Raw genomic sequence first — 16,020 nt, forward strand, 5'->3', positions numbered from 1 at the left:
ACTACTTATCTATAACATCCCAATCAAAATCCCCGCTCAACTCATCAAAATCATCTTTAAACTCTTCTTTTAAACGTTTACGCTCCAACTTTTCCTCCAGTAGGCGCCTAATGTTTTTTCGATGAGCGGTAGACTCAACATCATCGTCATAATTATAATCAGAGAATGATTGGTCATCGTAATCTTCGTGAAGATCCATAGCTTTCCCCTTTTATACTCTCTTAAAAAGAGTATAGTAGACATTTATAAAAATGCTTTAGGAATAACATGCTCAGTTATCAACACGGATATCATGCAGGTAATTTTGCTGATATCATCAAACATATTGCTTTAACCTGTCTTTTGGACTACCTAAAACTTAAAGATAAACCCATATTTTATCTTGAGACCCATTCAGGCAAAGGTTTATATGACTTAAAGAATAAACAAGCTGAAAAAACAGGGGAATACAAACAAGGTATTCAACCAATTTGGCTTGACAGAAACTCCCTTCCCTCTGTTTTTCAAAACTATCTTCAGTTAATTGATCAACTCAATCCTACCGGTGCATTAAGATATTATCCTGGTTCACCGGTGTTTGCGATCAACATGCTACGAATGCAAGATAGAATGTATTTTTGTGAGCTTCACCCAAGGGAATTTGAAGCGATAAACCTGCTTCCCCGATTGAATAAAAAAGTACATTTTAGCAATACTGACGGTATTGTAGCGATGAATGCATTACTACCACCACCGGAAAAAAGAGGACTCATTTTTATTGATCCTTCGTTTGAAGTAAAAGAAGAATACAAAGAAATCCCGCTTTCAATCAGACATGCCTATTCCCGTTTCGCTACAGGAGTATTCTGTCTTTGGTATCCACTGGCCAATAAAAGGTTAACTGATAAACTCCATAGAGGCATGAAAGAAATCCGGGCAAAAAATGCTTTGCATATTGAATTTAACCTGACTGGAGCACCAATGGAGGGTATGTCGGGTTGTGGTTTATGGATAATTAATCCACCATTTACTTTAGCTGAGGAAATGAAAACTGTATTAAATGCACTTAAAGCTTATTTTAACCCAGGCTTTTCTTCTTATACTATTGAGGCCTATTCATGACTATTTTTCCAATTCCTGCTTTTTCAGATAATTACATTTGGGCGATTATTGATAAAACTGCAGGAGCATTTGATTGTGTCGATCCAGGTGATGCTGTACCTGTAGTGCAATTTGCTCATGCAAACCAGTTGGAGTTGCGTTCAGTTTTGTTAACACATCATCACCAAGATCATATTGGAGGAGTTAATCAATTATGCAAATCCTATCCATTATGTATCGTTTATGGTCCAAATGACCCACGTATCCCTTATGTAAATAGTACAATACAACAACATCAAACCATCCAAATTGGGAAATGTATTTTTAAAATTCTATTCAACCCCGGACATACTTCAACTCATATTAGTTATTATGAACCCCAGCATGAATTATTGTTCTGCGGCGATACGCTTTTTTCTGCAGGTTGTGGACGTGTTTTTGACGGAACGATGGAACAACTGCATCAGTCGTTACATCTTTTCAAAACATTACCTCCTACCACAAAAATATTTTGTGCTCATGAGTACACACAACAAAACTTACGCTTTGCACAAACAGTGGAACCTAATAACTTTACTATTCAACACTACTTACAAAAAATACATCACTCAAAAAATCCATGCACACTCCCATCAACTTTGGAACTGGAATTATCAATTAATCCTTTTTTACGCACTGATCAACTTGAAGTACAAAAGTACGCATTAAAGCATGGAGCAACATCAAATAATTCATTAGAAATATTTAGGGTTTTAAGAGAAGAAAAAAATTCATTCAAATAAATACCCAGAGAGATTCAATTTAGACCTTTATGAATTAATCAAGTACAACTAGGGTTTAATCCTATAACTAATTTTAGTAAACTCAATAGCTAATTATATTCATAGGTAATTACCATTGAAATTTAAGTTTTTCAAAATAGAAGCTTTTTTATTCTGTTTACTCATTTTTTTGGGCATTACTAATGAGACTTTAGTACATGCAGCTACTGATGCATGGGAAGTATTACGTGCGCAACTCACATTAAATCATGAAACATCTCGTGCTGAAGTACAGGAGCAAATTCGCTGGTTTATAGCTCATCCTGGTTTTCTTAACAAAGTATGCCATCAATCTGAACCCTATCTTTATCATATTATTAGCGAAGTAAAAAATAGAAATCTCCCCGGTGAGTTGGCTCTGTTGCCTATGATTGAAAGTGCTTATGATCCTTTTGCTTATTCTGTAGCTGGTGCCGCTGGATTATGGCAATTAATGCCGCAAACAGGTGCAGGTTTAGGATTAAAACAAGATTGGTGGTTTGATGCGCGACGCAGCATCAGCTCTTCAACCGATGCCGCGCTCAACTATCTTCTTTATCTCAATAAATTCTTTAATGGCAATTGGGTCCTGGCCATAGCAGCTTATGATGCAGGAGAAGGAACTATAGATCGAGCAATCAAGGCAACAGGTGGACGCGCTTCGAGTTTTTGGGATTTAACTGTGCCAAGAGAAACTCAAATTTATGTTCCTCGCCTACTCGCCTTATCAGAAATTATTAAAAATCCATCACAATATAAATTAACATTACCTGAAATACCTTATCTTCCTTATTTTGTGGAAGTAAATATTGGAAGCCCGATTGATTTAAACCATGCTGCAAAAATGGCAGGAATCACTTATAAAGAGTTAATCAAATTAAATCCTGGTTTTAATCGCTGGACAACCGCTCCCGATAAACCCATTAAATTACTTATCCCAGCTGAAAAAGTACATCAATTTAATTTAAACCTTGCTAACCTTCCTGCAGAAAAACGTGTTAGCTGGGAAAAGCACATAGTACAACCCGGTGACAACTTGGACAAGATTGCTGTTAGATATCACACCACGGTGAATTTAATAAAACAGTTAAATCAACTCACGACAAATCGTGTTAAACCCAATCAATTCCTTTTAATTCCAAGTACCAGAAATGCTCCTGCCGTTGTTAAAATGGAACCCGCAGCACCTCCCCCCCTATCATTAGGGCATCAAATAGCTGTACCACAAAACCATCGTGTCATTCATATTGTGCAAGAGAATGAGACGTATCAGACGCTAATAAGAACTTATGGTGTCAGTGCTACAGACATCCAAATATGGAATAAATTAGCAAGTAATCAACCGTTACAAAAAGGTCAACAACTCGTGGTTTGGAAAAGAGTACATCAACCCATTCAGTATATTGTAAAAAAAGGCGACAGCCTCAGTGCTATAGCCCAACAACATAAAACGCAAATTGAGCGCATTATTTCATTAAACCCTGGTCTTAAACGAAATGAACCATTGCATAGTGGACAAAAAATATTTGTTGGTTAATGAATCTACTGTTGCATTTCAAATCATTATGGATATAGGCGACAAGGGTTTTAGTGTCATCATTACTCTGCCCAAGAACAAAACCAATTGATTTTATGAAAACATAGTGGTTTATTATTAACAATTATTTTTCATTTCTGATATAAAGCAGGGAGGAGAGCACAAAAACTTGTGTTATACTCAAAGTAACTTATTTTAGTGTATTAAGATATATGAAATTACTATTTGATTTTTTTCCTATAGTTTTATTTTTTATAGTATACAAATTTTTTGGTATCTATACTGCGACAGCCATTGCTATGATTGCCTCTTTAAGCCAAGTGGCTTTTTACCGATTAAAATTTCAGCATTATGAAAAAATGCATTTAATTAGCCTTGCAATAATTATGGTCTTAGGAGGAGCCACCCTCTTTTTCCATAATCCATGGTTTATTAAATGGAAACCAACAGGTATTTATTGGCTCTCTGCTTTGGTCTTTTTTAGCTCAGGTTATATTGGTAGCAAACCGTTGATCCAGAAGATGATGGAAGCTAATGTGACTCTTCCCGGAAAAATCTGGCATAGATTGAATTTGGCATGGGTTTTGTTCTTTATTTTAATGGGTGCAGTAAATATTTATGTTGCCTATAATTTTAATACTGATGCCTGGGTTAACTTTAAGTTATTCGGTGGGGTTGGTTTTACTCTGCTTTTTGTATTAATTCAAGCTTTTTATCTCACAAAACATATGGATGAAACTGGCCTGGAAAAACAATAGGAGCAAAAATGAGACTATTGCTAGTTGAAGACGACGAATTACTTGGTGATGCGGTCAAAACAGGCTTAACTCAATTTGGTTATATTGTAGATTGGCTTAGAGATGGTGAAGCTGCTCGAGCCGCGTTAAAATCTGAATCATTTGAGCTCATTATTCTGGATTTGGGTTTACCTAAACTCTCTGGACTCGCGTTGTTACAAAGTATACGCCATGATGGTAATCCGACTCCCGTTATTATTTTAACAGCTCGGGAATCAGTTGAGGATCGTGTAAAAGGTTTGGACAGCGGTGCAGATGATTATTTGATAAAACCTTTCGATCTTAATGAGCTTAGTGCCCGAATCAGAGCCCTAGTCAGACGCTCACAAGGCCGTGCTGATTCTGTTCTGCAATATAGAAACATTACTCTAGATCCAGCTGCTCACTCTGTATTTGTTGATGATGTTTTAGTTAATGTTCCACGTAGAGAGTTTGCGCTATTGCAGAAACTTCTAGAAAACAGTGGTCAAGTTTTATCACGCGAACAACTCATGCAAAGTATTTATGGATGGGAAGAAGATGTAGACAGTAACGCGTTGGAAGTTCATATACATAATCTACGTAAAAAACTTAATGCCAATTTTATTCGAACGATTAGAGGTGTTGGATATATGGCAGAAAAAAATGATGGTATTCCTGTATCGTGAAATCTTCTATAAGAAAATTTCTTCTCATAAATTTATTGCTGGCCATTACTATAACGACCACATTAACTGCTATAGGTAACTATTATCTTGATCAAAAGGACATTCAAGATCACTTAGATAGTTTAATGGCCGTTTCTGCACTTTCTTATCAAGCATTACTAGGTGACGATCTTCATCAACGCCCTTTAGCGAAAATTCAAGAAGCACTCGAAACAATTCCTAAAAAAATTGATACATACTATCAAAAAAGATTTTTGAATGAAGAGCCTCCAGAAAATTATCTGAATAAGTTTAATTTTCAGGTTTGGACCAATGGCGGCAAATTATTGTTACACTCATCTTCAGCACCAAAAATTCCTTTAACCTCGGAAGTTGATGGATTTAGTGATAAAAAAGTATCTAACCAAGATTGGCGAGTCTTTACTACCTACAATGATAAAGCAGGAATTCGCACTGTTTTAGCTGAGCGTTACGACACACGGAATGAGTTGGGCCATAGAATTGCTCAAGATGATCTCTATATTATGCTTTTGACTTTCCCGTTATCAGGTCTGCTCATATGGATTATTATTGGGCGTGGGTTAGATAGCCTAGATAAAGTCGCTGAAGAAGTAGCTAACCGCGCTCCCACCCATCTTGAACCGGTTGATTTACATGAGGTTCCGGAGGAAATTAAACCTGTAATCGATGAATTGAATAAATTGTTTTTCAGACTAAAAGAAGGATTTGAACGAGAAAAGCGTTTTGCTGCGGATGCAGCACATGAACTGCGCACCCCTCTTGCTGCACTAAAAACACAAGCACAAGTTGCATTGCACTCTAATGATATAGAAGAAAAAAATCAGGCATTACAAAAACTTATTGCAAGCGTTAATCGCAGTACTCACATAGTTCAGCAGTTACTTACTATGAGTCGACTTGTACCAGAAGCCGCTCACATGGATGAAAAAGATGAGGTCAATCTGAGTCGATTAACTCGCGAGATACTTGCTATGCTTGCACCAGCTGCTGTGGAAAAACAAATTGATCTAGAATTTGAAAGCGATGCAGAAAATCTAACTATTTATGGCAATTCAACTGCGTTGGGAATATTAATTCGTAATCTTGTAGATAACTCAATACGATACTGTAATGAACATGGAAGAATTATAGTTCGCCTGGCTAAACTGCAAGACGAAATAATGCTTGAAGTAAGTGACAATGGACCAGGTATTCCGGCTGAATTACAAATGCGTGTTTTTGAGCGTTTTTTCCGTGTTCTGGGAAATAAAAGCCCGGGCAGTGGTCTTGGCTTAGCAATAGTTCAGCAAATTGCCGAGTTACATGGTGGAAGACTCATGCTGGATACACCCAAGAAAGGCACAGGTTTAATTGTAAGATTCTTTTTGCCTATTCAATAAAAATAGTCTGTTCCTTTATTTTATTTACCATATTACTTACCCGGCTCACCCAAACTACAATTATTATTAATTTAATTATCGAGCCGCTAAAATTTGCAGCGCGTCTCGAATTAACTGCTCGCAATTTTTAGAGTTATCATTTACTTTATTGATTGCTTTTAATGCTTCATGAGGTTTATATCCCAGTGCTTCCAAAGCGCTAACGGCTTCATCCTGACCACTCATCATGAGAATTGATTTGTCATTTAGAGAAGCAGATACAGAGAATTGCTTCATGCTATCACGCATTTCAACAACTAAACGCTCGGCTGTTTTTTTACCTATGCCAGGTAATTTCATTAAAAAAGAAGCATTTTCTTGGTGAATACATTGAATAAATTCATTTGGAGTAATGCTGGAAAGAATCGACATGGCCAGTTTTGGGCCAATACCATTTACTTTAATCAAAGCTCTAAATAACTCTCTTTCCTGCCTCTCCAAAAAACCATAGAGCAACAAAGCATCTTCACGAACAATAGTATGTATATGTAAACCTACTGAACCACTTAGGTTATCAAGCTGAAAAAAGGTATTTAATGAGGTTTCTACATCATAACCAACTCCATGGACATTAAGGACCAATTTTCCTGGTTGATGTTTATCAATTATTTGCCCATCCAACCAACCAATCATCTTTTCCTTCTCCTTAATCCTCGTCTACCAATCACTGATGATAAATTATGGCGCATATGACTATGACAAATTGCTATTGCCAAGGCATCTGCAGCATCTTTTTGTGGCTCCTTATTCAGAGCAAGAAGATGTACGACCATATGACTTACCTGAGCCTTTTCTGCAGCGCCATACCCGACTACCATTTGCTTAATTTCTCGCGCGGAATATTCACTTACTTTAACACGATGCGATGCTGCAGCCACCATAGCAACACCGCGTGCATGCCCTAATTTTAAAGCTGAGTTTGGATTTTCATGCATAAATATTTGTTCAATCGCTACTTCTGTAGGCGAATAATGATCCATTAACTGACAAATACCATCATATATTTGCAATAATTTTTGGCTTAACTCTCCATCTGGAGTAGTACGTATACAACCACTATCAATGTATTCAATTTTACCATCTGACTCTTTGATCAATCCATATCCAGTAATCCTTGAACCAGGATCTATCCCTAAAATTATGTCCATTAATTTATTGATTCTAATTGTTTTTCTGAGAGTTCCGCATTACTGTACACTTCTTGCACATCATCCAAATCCTCCAACATATCGATTAACTTCAAGAGACTTTCTGCTGCGTCATCATCAATAGAGACTAAAGTTTGTGCACGCATGGTTAAATGAGATTGTTCAATTTCCAGACCCGCTTCTGTAAGCGCATTTAAAACGCTATGATACGCTTCGACAGGAGTAATCACTTCAATTTGACCTTCCTCTACGGAAACATCATTTGCTCCAGCATCTATGGCAATCTCCATAACCTGCTCTTCGGGTTGTCCTGGTGCCATAAGAATCTCGCCCTGATTAGTAAAGAGATAAGATACTGAGCCATCTGTTCCCAAATTACCGCCATTTTTCGTGAATGCATGGCGCACTTCGGATACAGTTCGGTTTCTATTATCTGATAAACAATCTACTAGAACTGCAATCCCACCAGGTCCATAACCCTCATAACGCATGGCAGTCATTATTTCACCATCAAGTCCTCCTACTCCACGCTTAATCGCATTCTCAATTGTATCGCGTTTCATATTCGCACTAAGTGCTTTTTTAACTGCATCCCTTAATCTTGGGTTAGAAGACTCATCTCCTCCTCCCATACGAGCAGCTACAGTAATCTCTCGAATTAATTTAGTGAATATTTTTCCACGTTTTGCATCTTGAACACCTTTACGGAATTTAATATTTGCCCACTTACTATGACCGGCCATGTTACTACCTCGAAACTTTATTTAATTTTTGTATAAATTATACATGCTCTTTTGTTAAAAAGAATAACTTAACTTATATTTGGACTCGACATTTTTAACTTTTTTAGACTATAGTCGACATTAAGTTTTTTAATATCGTAATGATCATAAACACTAAAGGAGATCAACAGTGTATTTGCAGGGATTCGGTAATCATCATCAAACTGAAGCAGTTCCAGGCGCTTTGCCAAGTAGTCAGAATTCACCACAACACTGTAACTTAGGTCTTTATGCCGAGCAATTAAGTGGGACAGCCTTTACTCGTCCAAGACAGAGTAATTTACGAAGCTGGCTTTATCGCATTCTGCCTTCTGTAGCCCAAGGCACATATCAGGTTTATGAAATGGAGCTGTTCAAACCCTATCATGCAGAACAGTCCCCAAATCCCATGCGCTGGTCCCCTCTGGATTTGTTTAAAGAAGAAGACTTTGATTTTGTCGATGGCATGTTTCATCTTGCAGGAAGCCAACATGTAAATGCATATACTTATCATTGCACCCGCTCCATGCAAAATAAATACTTCGCCAATAATGACGGGGAAATGCTTTTTGTTCCTTACTTAGGCGAAGTGAACTTACATACTGAGTTTGGAAAATTAAATATATGCCCAGGCATGATAGCTGTTATTCCCCGTGGAGTTAAATTCAAAATGGAACTCATTGGTTCCGAAACAAAAGGATATCTATGTGAAAACAGCGGCAGCCCGCTCACCCTACCTCCATTAGGACTTATCGGAGCTAATGGTTTAGCAAATCCACGACATTTTCAATTTCCTAAAGCTGCATTTGAGCAAGATATTACGCAAGCGACCCTTATATGCAAATATCAAAATAAATTATGGACAGCAAAATGCAATCATTCCCCGCTTAATGTAGTAGCCTGGCATGGTAATTATGCTCCTTATTGTTATGATTTAAGTTTGTTTAATACAATTAATACAGTAAGTTTTGATCACCCTGATCCCTGTATTTTTACCGTATTAACTTCAGAAAGTGATACGCCAGGAGTAGCCAATTTAGACTTCGTCATTTTTCCTCCTCGATGGATGGTTGCCGAACATACATTTAGACCACCCTATTATCATCGTAATTACATGAATGAACTTATGGGGCTTGTCCGAGGTGAATATGATGCCAAAAAAGAAGGATTTTCACCTGGCGGAGTAAGCATTCATAATTGCATGACGCCGCACGGACCTGATCAAATAAGTTATGAAAAGGCAGTGGCGCAAAAACTGGAACCGGAAGTGTATCTGAATACTTTAGCCTTCATGTTTGAAACTAGGGATGTATGGAAAGTTACCGAGCAAGCTATGCGTATTCCACAAATGCAAAAAGATTATGTGGATTGCTGGCAAGGACTGAAAGCGAACTTTGCATCCCCATAGTAAATCTTGGTGAAAGCGCAGCCATAACGGCGGCTCTGCAGGAGACACCGATGATAATACAACTAAAGTTGATAAAATTCATATTTTTCATTACAACAACTCCAGTCTTTTATATTAATAGTAAAAAACTAACCTGGTGCAAAAAAAATAGAACACTGAAAATTCAATGCTCCTTCATTTCACCAGGTTAAAATAAGCAGTTTTTTACGGTTACCGGCTTAAAATAAATCTTCTTGTGTTAACCCCATTTTTTCCAACAAACCACGCAATGTTTTTAATGCTTCAACTTGGATTTGACGAACACGTTCTCGTGTTAAGTCAATTTCCTTACCCACATCCTCAAGCGTTGCTTTTTCAAAACCCCTTAAGCCAAATCTTCTCGCGATAACCTGCTGTTGATTTTCAGTCAATTTATCCAATAGAGATTCAATATGTAAACGTAGGTTTTCATTAGTTAAGAGCTCTGCAGGATTTACGCTGTTTTCATCAGCAATAGTATCTAATAATGATTTATTTTCGTCAAAGCCTATAGGAGTATCAACAGAGGTTACCTTATCATTCAATCCTAATAACTTTTGTACATCTTCCAAAGGTTTATCAACCATGTCCGCAATTTCTTCGGGTGAAGGCTCATGATCTAATTTTTGGGTTAGTTGTCTTGCTGCTCTAAGATACACATTCAACTCTTTAACTACATGGATAGGTAAACGAATAGTCCGTGTTTGATTCATAATAGCACGTTCAATTGTTTGTCTAATCCACCATGTGGCATAAGTTGAAAAACGGAAACCACGTTTAGGATCAAATTTCTCAACTGATTTCATTAAACCTAAATTTCCTTCCTCGATTAAATCGAGAAGAGGTAAACCACGATTAAGATAACGACGTGAAATTTTAACCACCAAACGTAAATTAGATTCAATCATCTTTTTACGGGCAGAAACATCCCCTTTCAAAGCAAGGGTTGCATAGTGCACTTCTTCTTCAGCACTAAGCAAAGGAGAAAATCCAATTTCACTCAAATAGAGCTGTGTCGCATCCATCATTTTTAGTGCATTTTTACCACGAAATGAGGGAAAGGCATTATCATCCGAAAAATCAGGAAGATCGGGCTCTTCATCTTCTTCATTTTTTTCAAGAAGAGAATCAATGTTTTCCTCCATTAAGAGTGATTCATCGTCCGGTTCAGACCAATCTTCATCCTTAAGTTCTGGCTTTTTACTTGACTCATCATCTTCATGCATTGTTTTTCACCTATAGTATTAAGGCCTGTTTACATTTCTACTATCTTGGTCAAAACGACCTGATTTTCTGCGCTCCAAAGCTCTCATACTACGTGTATGGTGTGCTTTGGAGCGCAGAAAATCAGGTCGTTTTGACTTAAGCTAGCTAAATATAAGCCCCTAGTCATGTTGCGAAATTTATTCCATAACTACATTATACTTCATAAAAAGACTATTGTTGCTATAACTACAAGTTATCTGTCAACCTTTTTGTAGATAATTCAAAGGATTGACTGGTACTCCTGATTTTCTGATTTCAAAATGAACACCTGTATACTTACGATCGATAATACCTGCTATTGCAATAATTTGTCCTGCTTTTACATGCTGTCCTTCGGAAACTATAATCCGTGCGTTATTGCCATAAGCAGTTAAATACTCATGATTGTGCTTAATAATAATCAAGTTACCATAACCAGCTAATCCACTTCCAGCATAAGCAACCACACCATCTGCCGCCGCAATTACCTTCTCGCCCTTTTTACATGCAATGTTTATACCTTTTTTGCCTTGTTCAGGAATAAATGTTGTAGTTACTCGTCCACTCACAGGCCATAACCATCCCGAAGCAGAACGAACATATCTATTTGCAGGCGAATAAATTACAGAAGGTCTTGCCTGTGGAGTAACATAATGTCTCACTGTGGTTGGACGTGTTGTTTGTCTATGTCTTGGAATAATACCTTGCAAGTTGATTACTTGCCCCACTATTAAAGAATAAGGTGGATTAATATGATTTAACCGAGCTAGGGTTCTGTAATTCGTATCATAGCGAAATGCAATAGAAAAAAGCGTGTCTCCACGCCTTACAACGTATACTTTCTGATAGCGCGAATAAGGACTCCATTTTAACTCTGTAACAGGAGCCAAATTATTCCCACAACCAACTAAGGTTGCAATGAGGAAAAGACATAAAAATCTTTTGCAAAATGTGGCTATCATTTTATTAAACCTCAAACAAATTGTTTTATTGAATGCGAATTCCATCGAGCCAATTAGCTAATTGATCGAACATTTTATAATTTGTCATATCCAAATGAAGAGGTGTGATTGAAACATACCCTTCACTTATCGCATAAAAATCTGTTCCGGGGCCTGCATCAGCCTCTGCTCCAGGCAAGCCAATCCAATAAATAGAGCGCCCTCTAGGATCCTTATCTTTTACAACAGGCTCAGCCCCATGCCGAGTACCTAGTCGAGTAACTTGCAATCCCTTTATTTTATCCAAAGGCATATCAGGAACATTAATATTTAAAATAGTTTGCGAAGGAAGGCGGTGCGTACTTAATTTCATTACCAAATACTTGGCAATAACTGCCGCGGTGTCATAATGTTGGATGTTATCCCCTACCATAGAAAATGCAAGGGCAGGCAAACCTAAATAACGTCCCTCCATTGCGGCAGCTACCGTCCCTGAATAAAGAATGTCATCCCCTAAATTAGCGCCATCATTAATTCCAGAAACAACCATGTCAAATTCGGTATCTAAAAAGCCTGTTACTGCCAAATGCACACAATCCGTTGGAGTGCCTTCAACACTATAATAACCATTATCCAATTTTTTAGCTTTTAGCGGTCGCGACAAGGTCAAAGAATTGCTTGAGCCACTTCTGTTTCTATCAGGTGCAACAACTTCGATATCTACAAAAGTTGATAGTTCCTTGGCTAATCGATTAATTCCGGGTGCAAAAACTCCATCATCATTACTTATTAGTACTCTCATTTTTTAACTCATAGGTGATTCAAACCATCTAACCACTGCTAAATGATCAGCTAAATCATGTCTGTTTTGAGTTAAATTGGCTTGTAAATTTGCATTATTATTCTCAGTTTTTAATTGTGCTTGTTCTTTAGCAATTGTCTCTTGCAAAGCCATAATTTTTTTTCCAAAACCCTGGGGACTGAGCTGTAATTGATATGCCAATTTATTCATACGGTTGGCAAGAGACTCCAATTGCTCACAGGTCAAACCCGCTGGTTGTCTGTTTGGACAAGCTTTTATCGCTTGTTGCAATTCATTAGGATGCGTTCTGTAATAATGTTCATTTTTTGCTGAGCAAGACGTTAACCCTAAAATTACAAATAATACTGCCAAAGATTTATTCATACTCAACCTATTGTAAACTACGAAAAACCGATATTATCATTAGACAAACGCTAACACCATCTTATGAGATAACTATGCTTGATTTTAAATTGCTACGTGATCCTCAAACAGGAGAACAATATATTGAAACTTCTCTTTGCGGTAAACCACTCCTAACCACTCCCCAATTGAACAAAGGTACAGCATTCACCAACGAAGAAAGAAAAGAGTTTGGTCTGTTGGGAAAACTGCCCTATCGCGTTGAAACACTGGAGGAACAAGTCAAACGCGCTTATCTACAATATTCCAGTTATACAACACGGCTACAACAAAATATTTATTTAAATAATTTACACGATAAAAATCAAATTTTATTCTATAAATTAATCAACCGTCATTTAGGTGAAATGCTACCTACGATATATACTCCTATTGTAGGAACCGCAGTAAAACGCTTCAGTCATGAGTATAGACAACCTCGCGGCTTATATATTTCCCATACAGATAAAAATCAAATAGAAGAAATATTAAAAAATCGTTCTAATCCAGAAATTGATGTCATTGTCGTTACTGATGGAGAAGGAGTCTTGGGTATCGGTGATCAAGGAATTGGAGGAATGGACATTCCTGTTGCGAAATTGATGGTTTATTGTTTATGCGGAGGTATAGAACCGACTCGTACCCTGCCAATATTTCTTGATGTAGGCACAAATAATCAAGAATTACTCAATGATCCTATGTACTTAGGTTGTCGCCATCCACGCATTAGTCCAGCTGCATATGACGATTTTATCTCTACTTTTGTTCATGAAATTCACAAACAATTCCCCAATGCATTTTTACACTGGGAGGATTTTGGCCGAGGCAATGCGCGACGCATTCTGGAAAAATTCCAAGACCAATTATGTACCTTTAATGATGACATTCAAGGTACCGGCGCTGTGACCTTATCGGCTTTATTAGCGGCCTGTGATGTAACCGGTACAAAAGTGCATGAACAGCGAATCGTTGTTTTTGGTGCAGGTTCCGCAGGAACTGGTATTAGTGATCAAATTATTGATGCAATGGTACGTGAAGGGATTAGTTCCGACGAAGCGTACCAACGTTTTTGGTTGATTGACCGTCAAGGCTTATTACTTAACACGGACCCCGATCTTACTGAGGCACAAAAGCCTTATGCACGTACCCCCAAAGAAATAGAAAAATGGACCATTAATGAAAAACAACATCCTTCACTTACTGATACTGTAAGACATGTTAAACCTACTGTTCTTATAGGTTGTTCTGCTCAACCAGGAGCTTTCTCTCAAGACATCATCGAAACCATGACTGTTAATTGTGAACGTCCTATTATTTTCCCATTGTCTAATCCAGATGAAAAATGCGAGGCCAAACCAGCAGATATCCTAACTTGGAGTCAGGGAAAAGCTTTAATTGCTACAGGCACAGCCTTTCCGGCAGTTGAATACCATAATCGTATGGTACAAATTGCTCAATGTAATAACGCTCTGGTCTTTCCTGGAATAGGACTTGGAGTCCTCGCAGTTAACGCAACAAAATTAACTGAAGATATGATTCTGGCTGCAGCACATACTTTATGTCAGTTCGCACCCAGTAAAAAAGAAAGTTACTTACCCTTATTACCCTCTTTGGATGATGCACAAACGGTTGCTAAGGAAATTGCGGTCGCTGTAGCACGTTGCGCTATTAATTCGGGACTTGCACAAAAAAATCATGATGCTGATTTGGAAAAACTGGTAGAAGATATGTTTTGGGAACCTAGATATTTACCATTTAAGTTAAAAAAATCCTGATGAATGTTCTAAACTAAAAACAATGTAATGTAGGTGGGTGTAAGCGCGCAACTTATACCCAACCTACATTACATTACATTGAATTCTTATCAGCTTTTACGAAATTTACTTTAATACTTTTCAAGGTTGCTGTATCAGGCTCCCAGGAGCGGGCGTATTTAAATACGATTATCGTATTTTCTGGATAGCTTTTACTTTTCTGTAATCCAAAGGTGAAATGCATTTGCCCACCGGCACCGATAAGATCAGTCTTCGGTCGTTCATAAGTACTGCTTCGGAGCGTTAATAAATTTTTATCAAAGCGCACAACAGACCATTGAAATCCTGTAGTTGGATTTGCGGGTAAGGTCACTACAAAACTTGGAGCATTCACATTAACATTCATGGTTAAATTATCATCTGCATAGCCCATCATGGAAAAACTAAGAAGCAATAAACCCCATACTGTTTTCATTAACAAACTCCTTTTTAATACCTACAATCAGTTTAGCTTATTTTGTTAAATTCTGTTACCACTTTTGCCGTACTCTTATTCAGGAAATCAAAAAATAGTTCAATAAAAAATCATAATTTGGAAATTGATTTAAATAAAGCTAACTATTTGACTCTATTAATTAAATTAGATACCCTGCACAAAGCTGAATCATTAAGAGGATTTTATGTTAAACTTAATTGGCTGGAATGAAATAAGTGAAATATTAGATTTAAACGATGAAGCACAGGATGAAAGTTATCTTTCAGGAATCATTGAACGAGCAGTAAGCAAATATTGGGAACGCCCCGGTTTTTTTACTCCCTATCAAGATGGTCAGGAATTTGCAGGCGGATTATTGGCTCCGATTTGGTATCCTATAGCATCTGCAGCTGGAACGGCATTTATGGCATTTACCGCACTTATTGCTGCGTGTTACTTTGTTGGATTCACATTACTTGGGCTTTTGTCAATTATAATGATGAGTGCCGAGTATCGTAATACAGCGTTGGAAGGGGTCGCTAATAGCCTTGCTCTTGTGGGTTTAACACTTCTTGGAACTGCCGCAGGAGCTTTGCTAACAGTTTTTAGTATTCCCCACAGCATTGTTTCGCTATTTACTCGTTCAGCGGCCACAGTTGTTTCTGCAACAACGGACTGTTGTGAAAATGATTATCAATATTCAATTTAATTGCTAGATTCGTATATAGCCTGAGTGAAGCACAACAAAGCCCAAAATCGGTATTAC

General features: G+C 37.5%; 18 protein-coding genes. 9 read left to right on the forward strand and 9 right to left on the reverse strand.

The window, feature by feature from the left end; genetic code table 11:
* Position 1: 1 nt before the first annotated feature.
* On the reverse strand, positions 2–199 hold the full coding sequence (locus Ltuc_RS07125; protein ID WP_058520593.1) for a PA3496 family putative envelope integrity protein: 198 nt from the start codon (positions 197–199) through the stop codon (positions 2–4).
* A gap of 68 nt (positions 200–267) precedes the next feature.
* Here Ltuc_RS07125 and Ltuc_RS07130 point away from each other — a divergent pair, with 68 nt between their 5' ends.
* The 6 genes from Ltuc_RS07130 to Ltuc_RS07155 all read left to right on the forward strand — a co-directional run bounded on the left by Ltuc_RS07130 (position 268) and on the right by Ltuc_RS07155 (position 6,261).
* Entirely contained in the window at positions 268–1,101 is an 834-nt protein-coding gene (locus tag Ltuc_RS07130) for a 23S rRNA (adenine(2030)-N(6))-methyltransferase RlmJ (protein ID WP_058520594.1), read from the forward strand.
* On the forward strand, positions 1,098–1,862 hold the full coding sequence (gene gloB / locus Ltuc_RS07135; RefSeq protein ID WP_058520595.1) for a hydroxyacylglutathione hydrolase: 765 nt from the start codon (positions 1,098–1,100) through the stop codon (positions 1,860–1,862). Before Ltuc_RS07130 ends, gloB begins: the two co-directional genes overlap by 4 nt.
* Before the next feature lie 115 nt (positions 1,863–1,977).
* Positions 1,978–3,417, forward strand: a complete 1,440-nt coding sequence (locus Ltuc_RS07140) for a lytic transglycosylase (protein ID WP_058520596.1) — start codon at positions 1,978–1,980, stop codon at positions 3,415–3,417.
* A 212-nt stretch (positions 3,418–3,629) separates the two neighbouring features.
* Positions 3,630–4,175 (forward strand): septation protein A, encoded by a 546-nt coding sequence (locus Ltuc_RS07145; protein ID WP_058520597.1) that lies wholly within the window; start codon positions 3,630–3,632, stop codon positions 4,173–4,175.
* Positions 4,176–4,183: 8 nt separating this feature from the next.
* A complete protein-coding gene (locus tag Ltuc_RS07150) occupies positions 4,184–4,861 on the forward strand; it encodes a response regulator (RefSeq protein WP_058459219.1) in 678 nt (225 codons plus the stop codon).
* Positions 4,858–6,261 (forward strand): ATP-binding protein, encoded by a 1,404-nt coding sequence (locus tag Ltuc_RS07155; protein WP_058520598.1) that lies wholly within the window; start codon positions 4,858–4,860, stop codon positions 6,259–6,261. Before Ltuc_RS07150 ends, Ltuc_RS07155 begins: the two co-directional genes overlap by 4 nt.
* A gap of 75 nt (positions 6,262–6,336) precedes the next feature.
* Here the strand turns inward: Ltuc_RS07155 and ruvA are convergent, their stop codons facing one another.
* Genes ruvA through Ltuc_RS07170 form a run of 3 tightly spaced genes read right to left on the reverse strand, consistent with a single transcriptional unit; the run spans position 6,337 to position 8,191 of the window.
* Positions 6,337–6,933 carry a Holliday junction branch migration protein RuvA gene (gene ruvA, locus Ltuc_RS07160; RefSeq protein WP_058520599.1) on the reverse strand — a complete coding sequence of 199 codons (597 nt, stop codon included), beginning with the start codon at positions 6,931–6,933 and terminating at the stop codon, positions 6,337–6,339.
* Positions 6,930–7,448, reverse strand: a complete 519-nt coding sequence (gene ruvC, locus Ltuc_RS07165) for a crossover junction endodeoxyribonuclease RuvC (RefSeq protein ID WP_058520600.1) — start codon at positions 7,446–7,448, stop codon at positions 6,930–6,932. The genes ruvA and ruvC overlap by 4 nt, the downstream gene beginning before the upstream one ends.
* Positions 7,448–8,191, reverse strand: a complete 744-nt coding sequence (locus Ltuc_RS07170; protein ID WP_058520601.1) for a YebC/PmpR family DNA-binding transcriptional regulator — start codon at positions 8,189–8,191, stop codon at positions 7,448–7,450. Before Ltuc_RS07170 ends, ruvC begins: the two co-directional genes overlap by 1 nt.
* 169 nt (positions 8,192–8,360) lie before the next feature.
* On the opposite strand from Ltuc_RS07170, the gene hmgA reads away from it, so the two are divergent.
* Positions 8,361–9,617 carry a homogentisate 1,2-dioxygenase gene (hmgA, locus tag Ltuc_RS07175; protein WP_058520602.1) on the forward strand — a complete coding sequence of 419 codons (1,257 nt, stop codon included), beginning with the start codon at positions 8,361–8,363 and terminating at the stop codon, positions 9,615–9,617.
* A gap of 218 nt (positions 9,618–9,835) precedes the next feature.
* On the opposite strand, the gene rpoS is transcribed toward hmgA, so the two are convergent.
* The 4 genes from rpoS to Ltuc_RS07195 form a co-directional block, all read right to left on the reverse strand.
* A complete protein-coding gene (rpoS, locus tag Ltuc_RS07180) occupies positions 9,836–10,861 on the reverse strand; it encodes an RNA polymerase sigma factor RpoS (protein WP_058520603.1) in 1,026 nt (341 codons plus the stop codon).
* 240 nt (positions 10,862–11,101) lie between these two features.
* Complete coding sequence (locus tag Ltuc_RS07185; protein ID WP_058520604.1) at positions 11,102–11,842, reverse strand: peptidoglycan DD-metalloendopeptidase family protein; 741 nt, start codon at positions 11,840–11,842, stop codon at positions 11,102–11,104.
* 25 nt (positions 11,843–11,867) lie between these two features.
* A complete protein-coding gene (gene surE, locus Ltuc_RS07190; protein WP_058520605.1) occupies positions 11,868–12,623 on the reverse strand; it encodes a 5'/3'-nucleotidase SurE in 756 nt (251 codons plus the stop codon).
* Between the two features lie 3 nt (positions 12,624–12,626).
* Positions 12,627–13,007, reverse strand: coding sequence for a hypothetical protein (locus Ltuc_RS07195; protein WP_058520606.1), 381 nt, complete (start codon positions 13,005–13,007; stop codon positions 12,627–12,629).
* Positions 13,008–13,081: 74 nt separating this feature from the next.
* On the opposite strand from Ltuc_RS07195, the gene Ltuc_RS07200 reads away from it, so the two are divergent.
* Positions 13,082–14,800, forward strand: coding sequence for an NAD-dependent malic enzyme (locus tag Ltuc_RS07200; RefSeq protein WP_058520607.1), 1,719 nt, complete (start codon positions 13,082–13,084; stop codon positions 14,798–14,800).
* A gap of 73 nt (positions 14,801–14,873) precedes the next feature.
* On the opposite strand, the gene Ltuc_RS07205 is transcribed toward Ltuc_RS07200, so the two are convergent.
* Complete coding sequence (locus Ltuc_RS07205; RefSeq protein WP_058520608.1) at positions 14,874–15,254, reverse strand: protease inhibitor I42 family protein; 381 nt, start codon at positions 15,252–15,254, stop codon at positions 14,874–14,876.
* Between the two features lie 205 nt (positions 15,255–15,459).
* On the opposite strand from Ltuc_RS07205, the gene Ltuc_RS07210 reads away from it, so the two are divergent.
* Positions 15,460–15,963 (forward strand): hypothetical protein, encoded by a 504-nt coding sequence (locus Ltuc_RS07210; protein ID WP_058520609.1) that lies wholly within the window; start codon positions 15,460–15,462, stop codon positions 15,961–15,963.
* The last annotated feature ends 57 nt before the right edge of the window (positions 15,964–16,020 follow it).

The sequence above is a fragment of the Legionella tucsonensis genome (assembly GCF_001468035.1).
GTDB lineage: Bacteria > Pseudomonadota > Gammaproteobacteria > Legionellales > Legionellaceae > Legionella > Legionella tucsonensis.

Coding starts and splice junctions, on each gene's coding strand:
- Ltuc_RS07185 (WP_058520604.1), bottom strand. CDS start 11,842: ATGATAGCCACATTTTGCAAAAGATTTTTATGTCTTTTCCTCATTGCA.
- Ltuc_RS07150 (WP_058459219.1), top strand. CDS start 4,184: ATGAGACTATTGCTAGTTGAAGACGACGAATTACTTGGTGATGCGGTC.
- Ltuc_RS07195 (WP_058520606.1), bottom strand. CDS start 13,007: ATGAATAAATCTTTGGCAGTATTATTTGTAATTTTAGGGTTAACGTCT.
- surE (WP_058520605.1), bottom strand. CDS start 12,623: ATGAGAGTACTAATAAGTAATGATGATGGAGTTTTTGCACCCGGAATT.
- ruvA (WP_058520599.1), bottom strand. CDS start 6,933: ATGATTGGTTGGTTGGATGGGCAAATAATTGATAAACATCAACCAGGA.
- Ltuc_RS07145 (WP_058520597.1), top strand. CDS start 3,630: ATGAAATTACTATTTGATTTTTTTCCTATAGTTTTATTTTTTATAGTA.
- ruvC (WP_058520600.1), bottom strand. CDS start 7,448: ATGGACATAATTTTAGGGATAGATCCTGGTTCAAGGATTACTGGATAT.
- Ltuc_RS07130 (WP_058520594.1), top strand. CDS start 268: ATGCTCAGTTATCAACACGGATATCATGCAGGTAATTTTGCTGATATC.
- Ltuc_RS07200 (WP_058520607.1), top strand. CDS start 13,082: ATGCTTGATTTTAAATTGCTACGTGATCCTCAAACAGGAGAACAATAT.
- Ltuc_RS07205 (WP_058520608.1), bottom strand. CDS start 15,254: ATGAAAACAGTATGGGGTTTATTGCTTCTTAGTTTTTCCATGATGGGC.
- Ltuc_RS07210 (WP_058520609.1), top strand. CDS start 15,460: ATGTTAAACTTAATTGGCTGGAATGAAATAAGTGAAATATTAGATTTA.
- rpoS (WP_058520603.1), bottom strand. CDS start 10,861: ATGCATGAAGATGATGAGTCAAGTAAAAAGCCAGAACTTAAGGATGAA.
- Ltuc_RS07170 (WP_058520601.1), bottom strand. CDS start 8,191: ATGGCCGGTCATAGTAAGTGGGCAAATATTAAATTCCGTAAAGGTGTT.
- Ltuc_RS07125 (WP_058520593.1), bottom strand. CDS start 199: ATGGATCTTCACGAAGATTACGATGACCAATCATTCTCTGATTATAAT.
- gloB (WP_058520595.1), top strand. CDS start 1,098: ATGACTATTTTTCCAATTCCTGCTTTTTCAGATAATTACATTTGGGCG.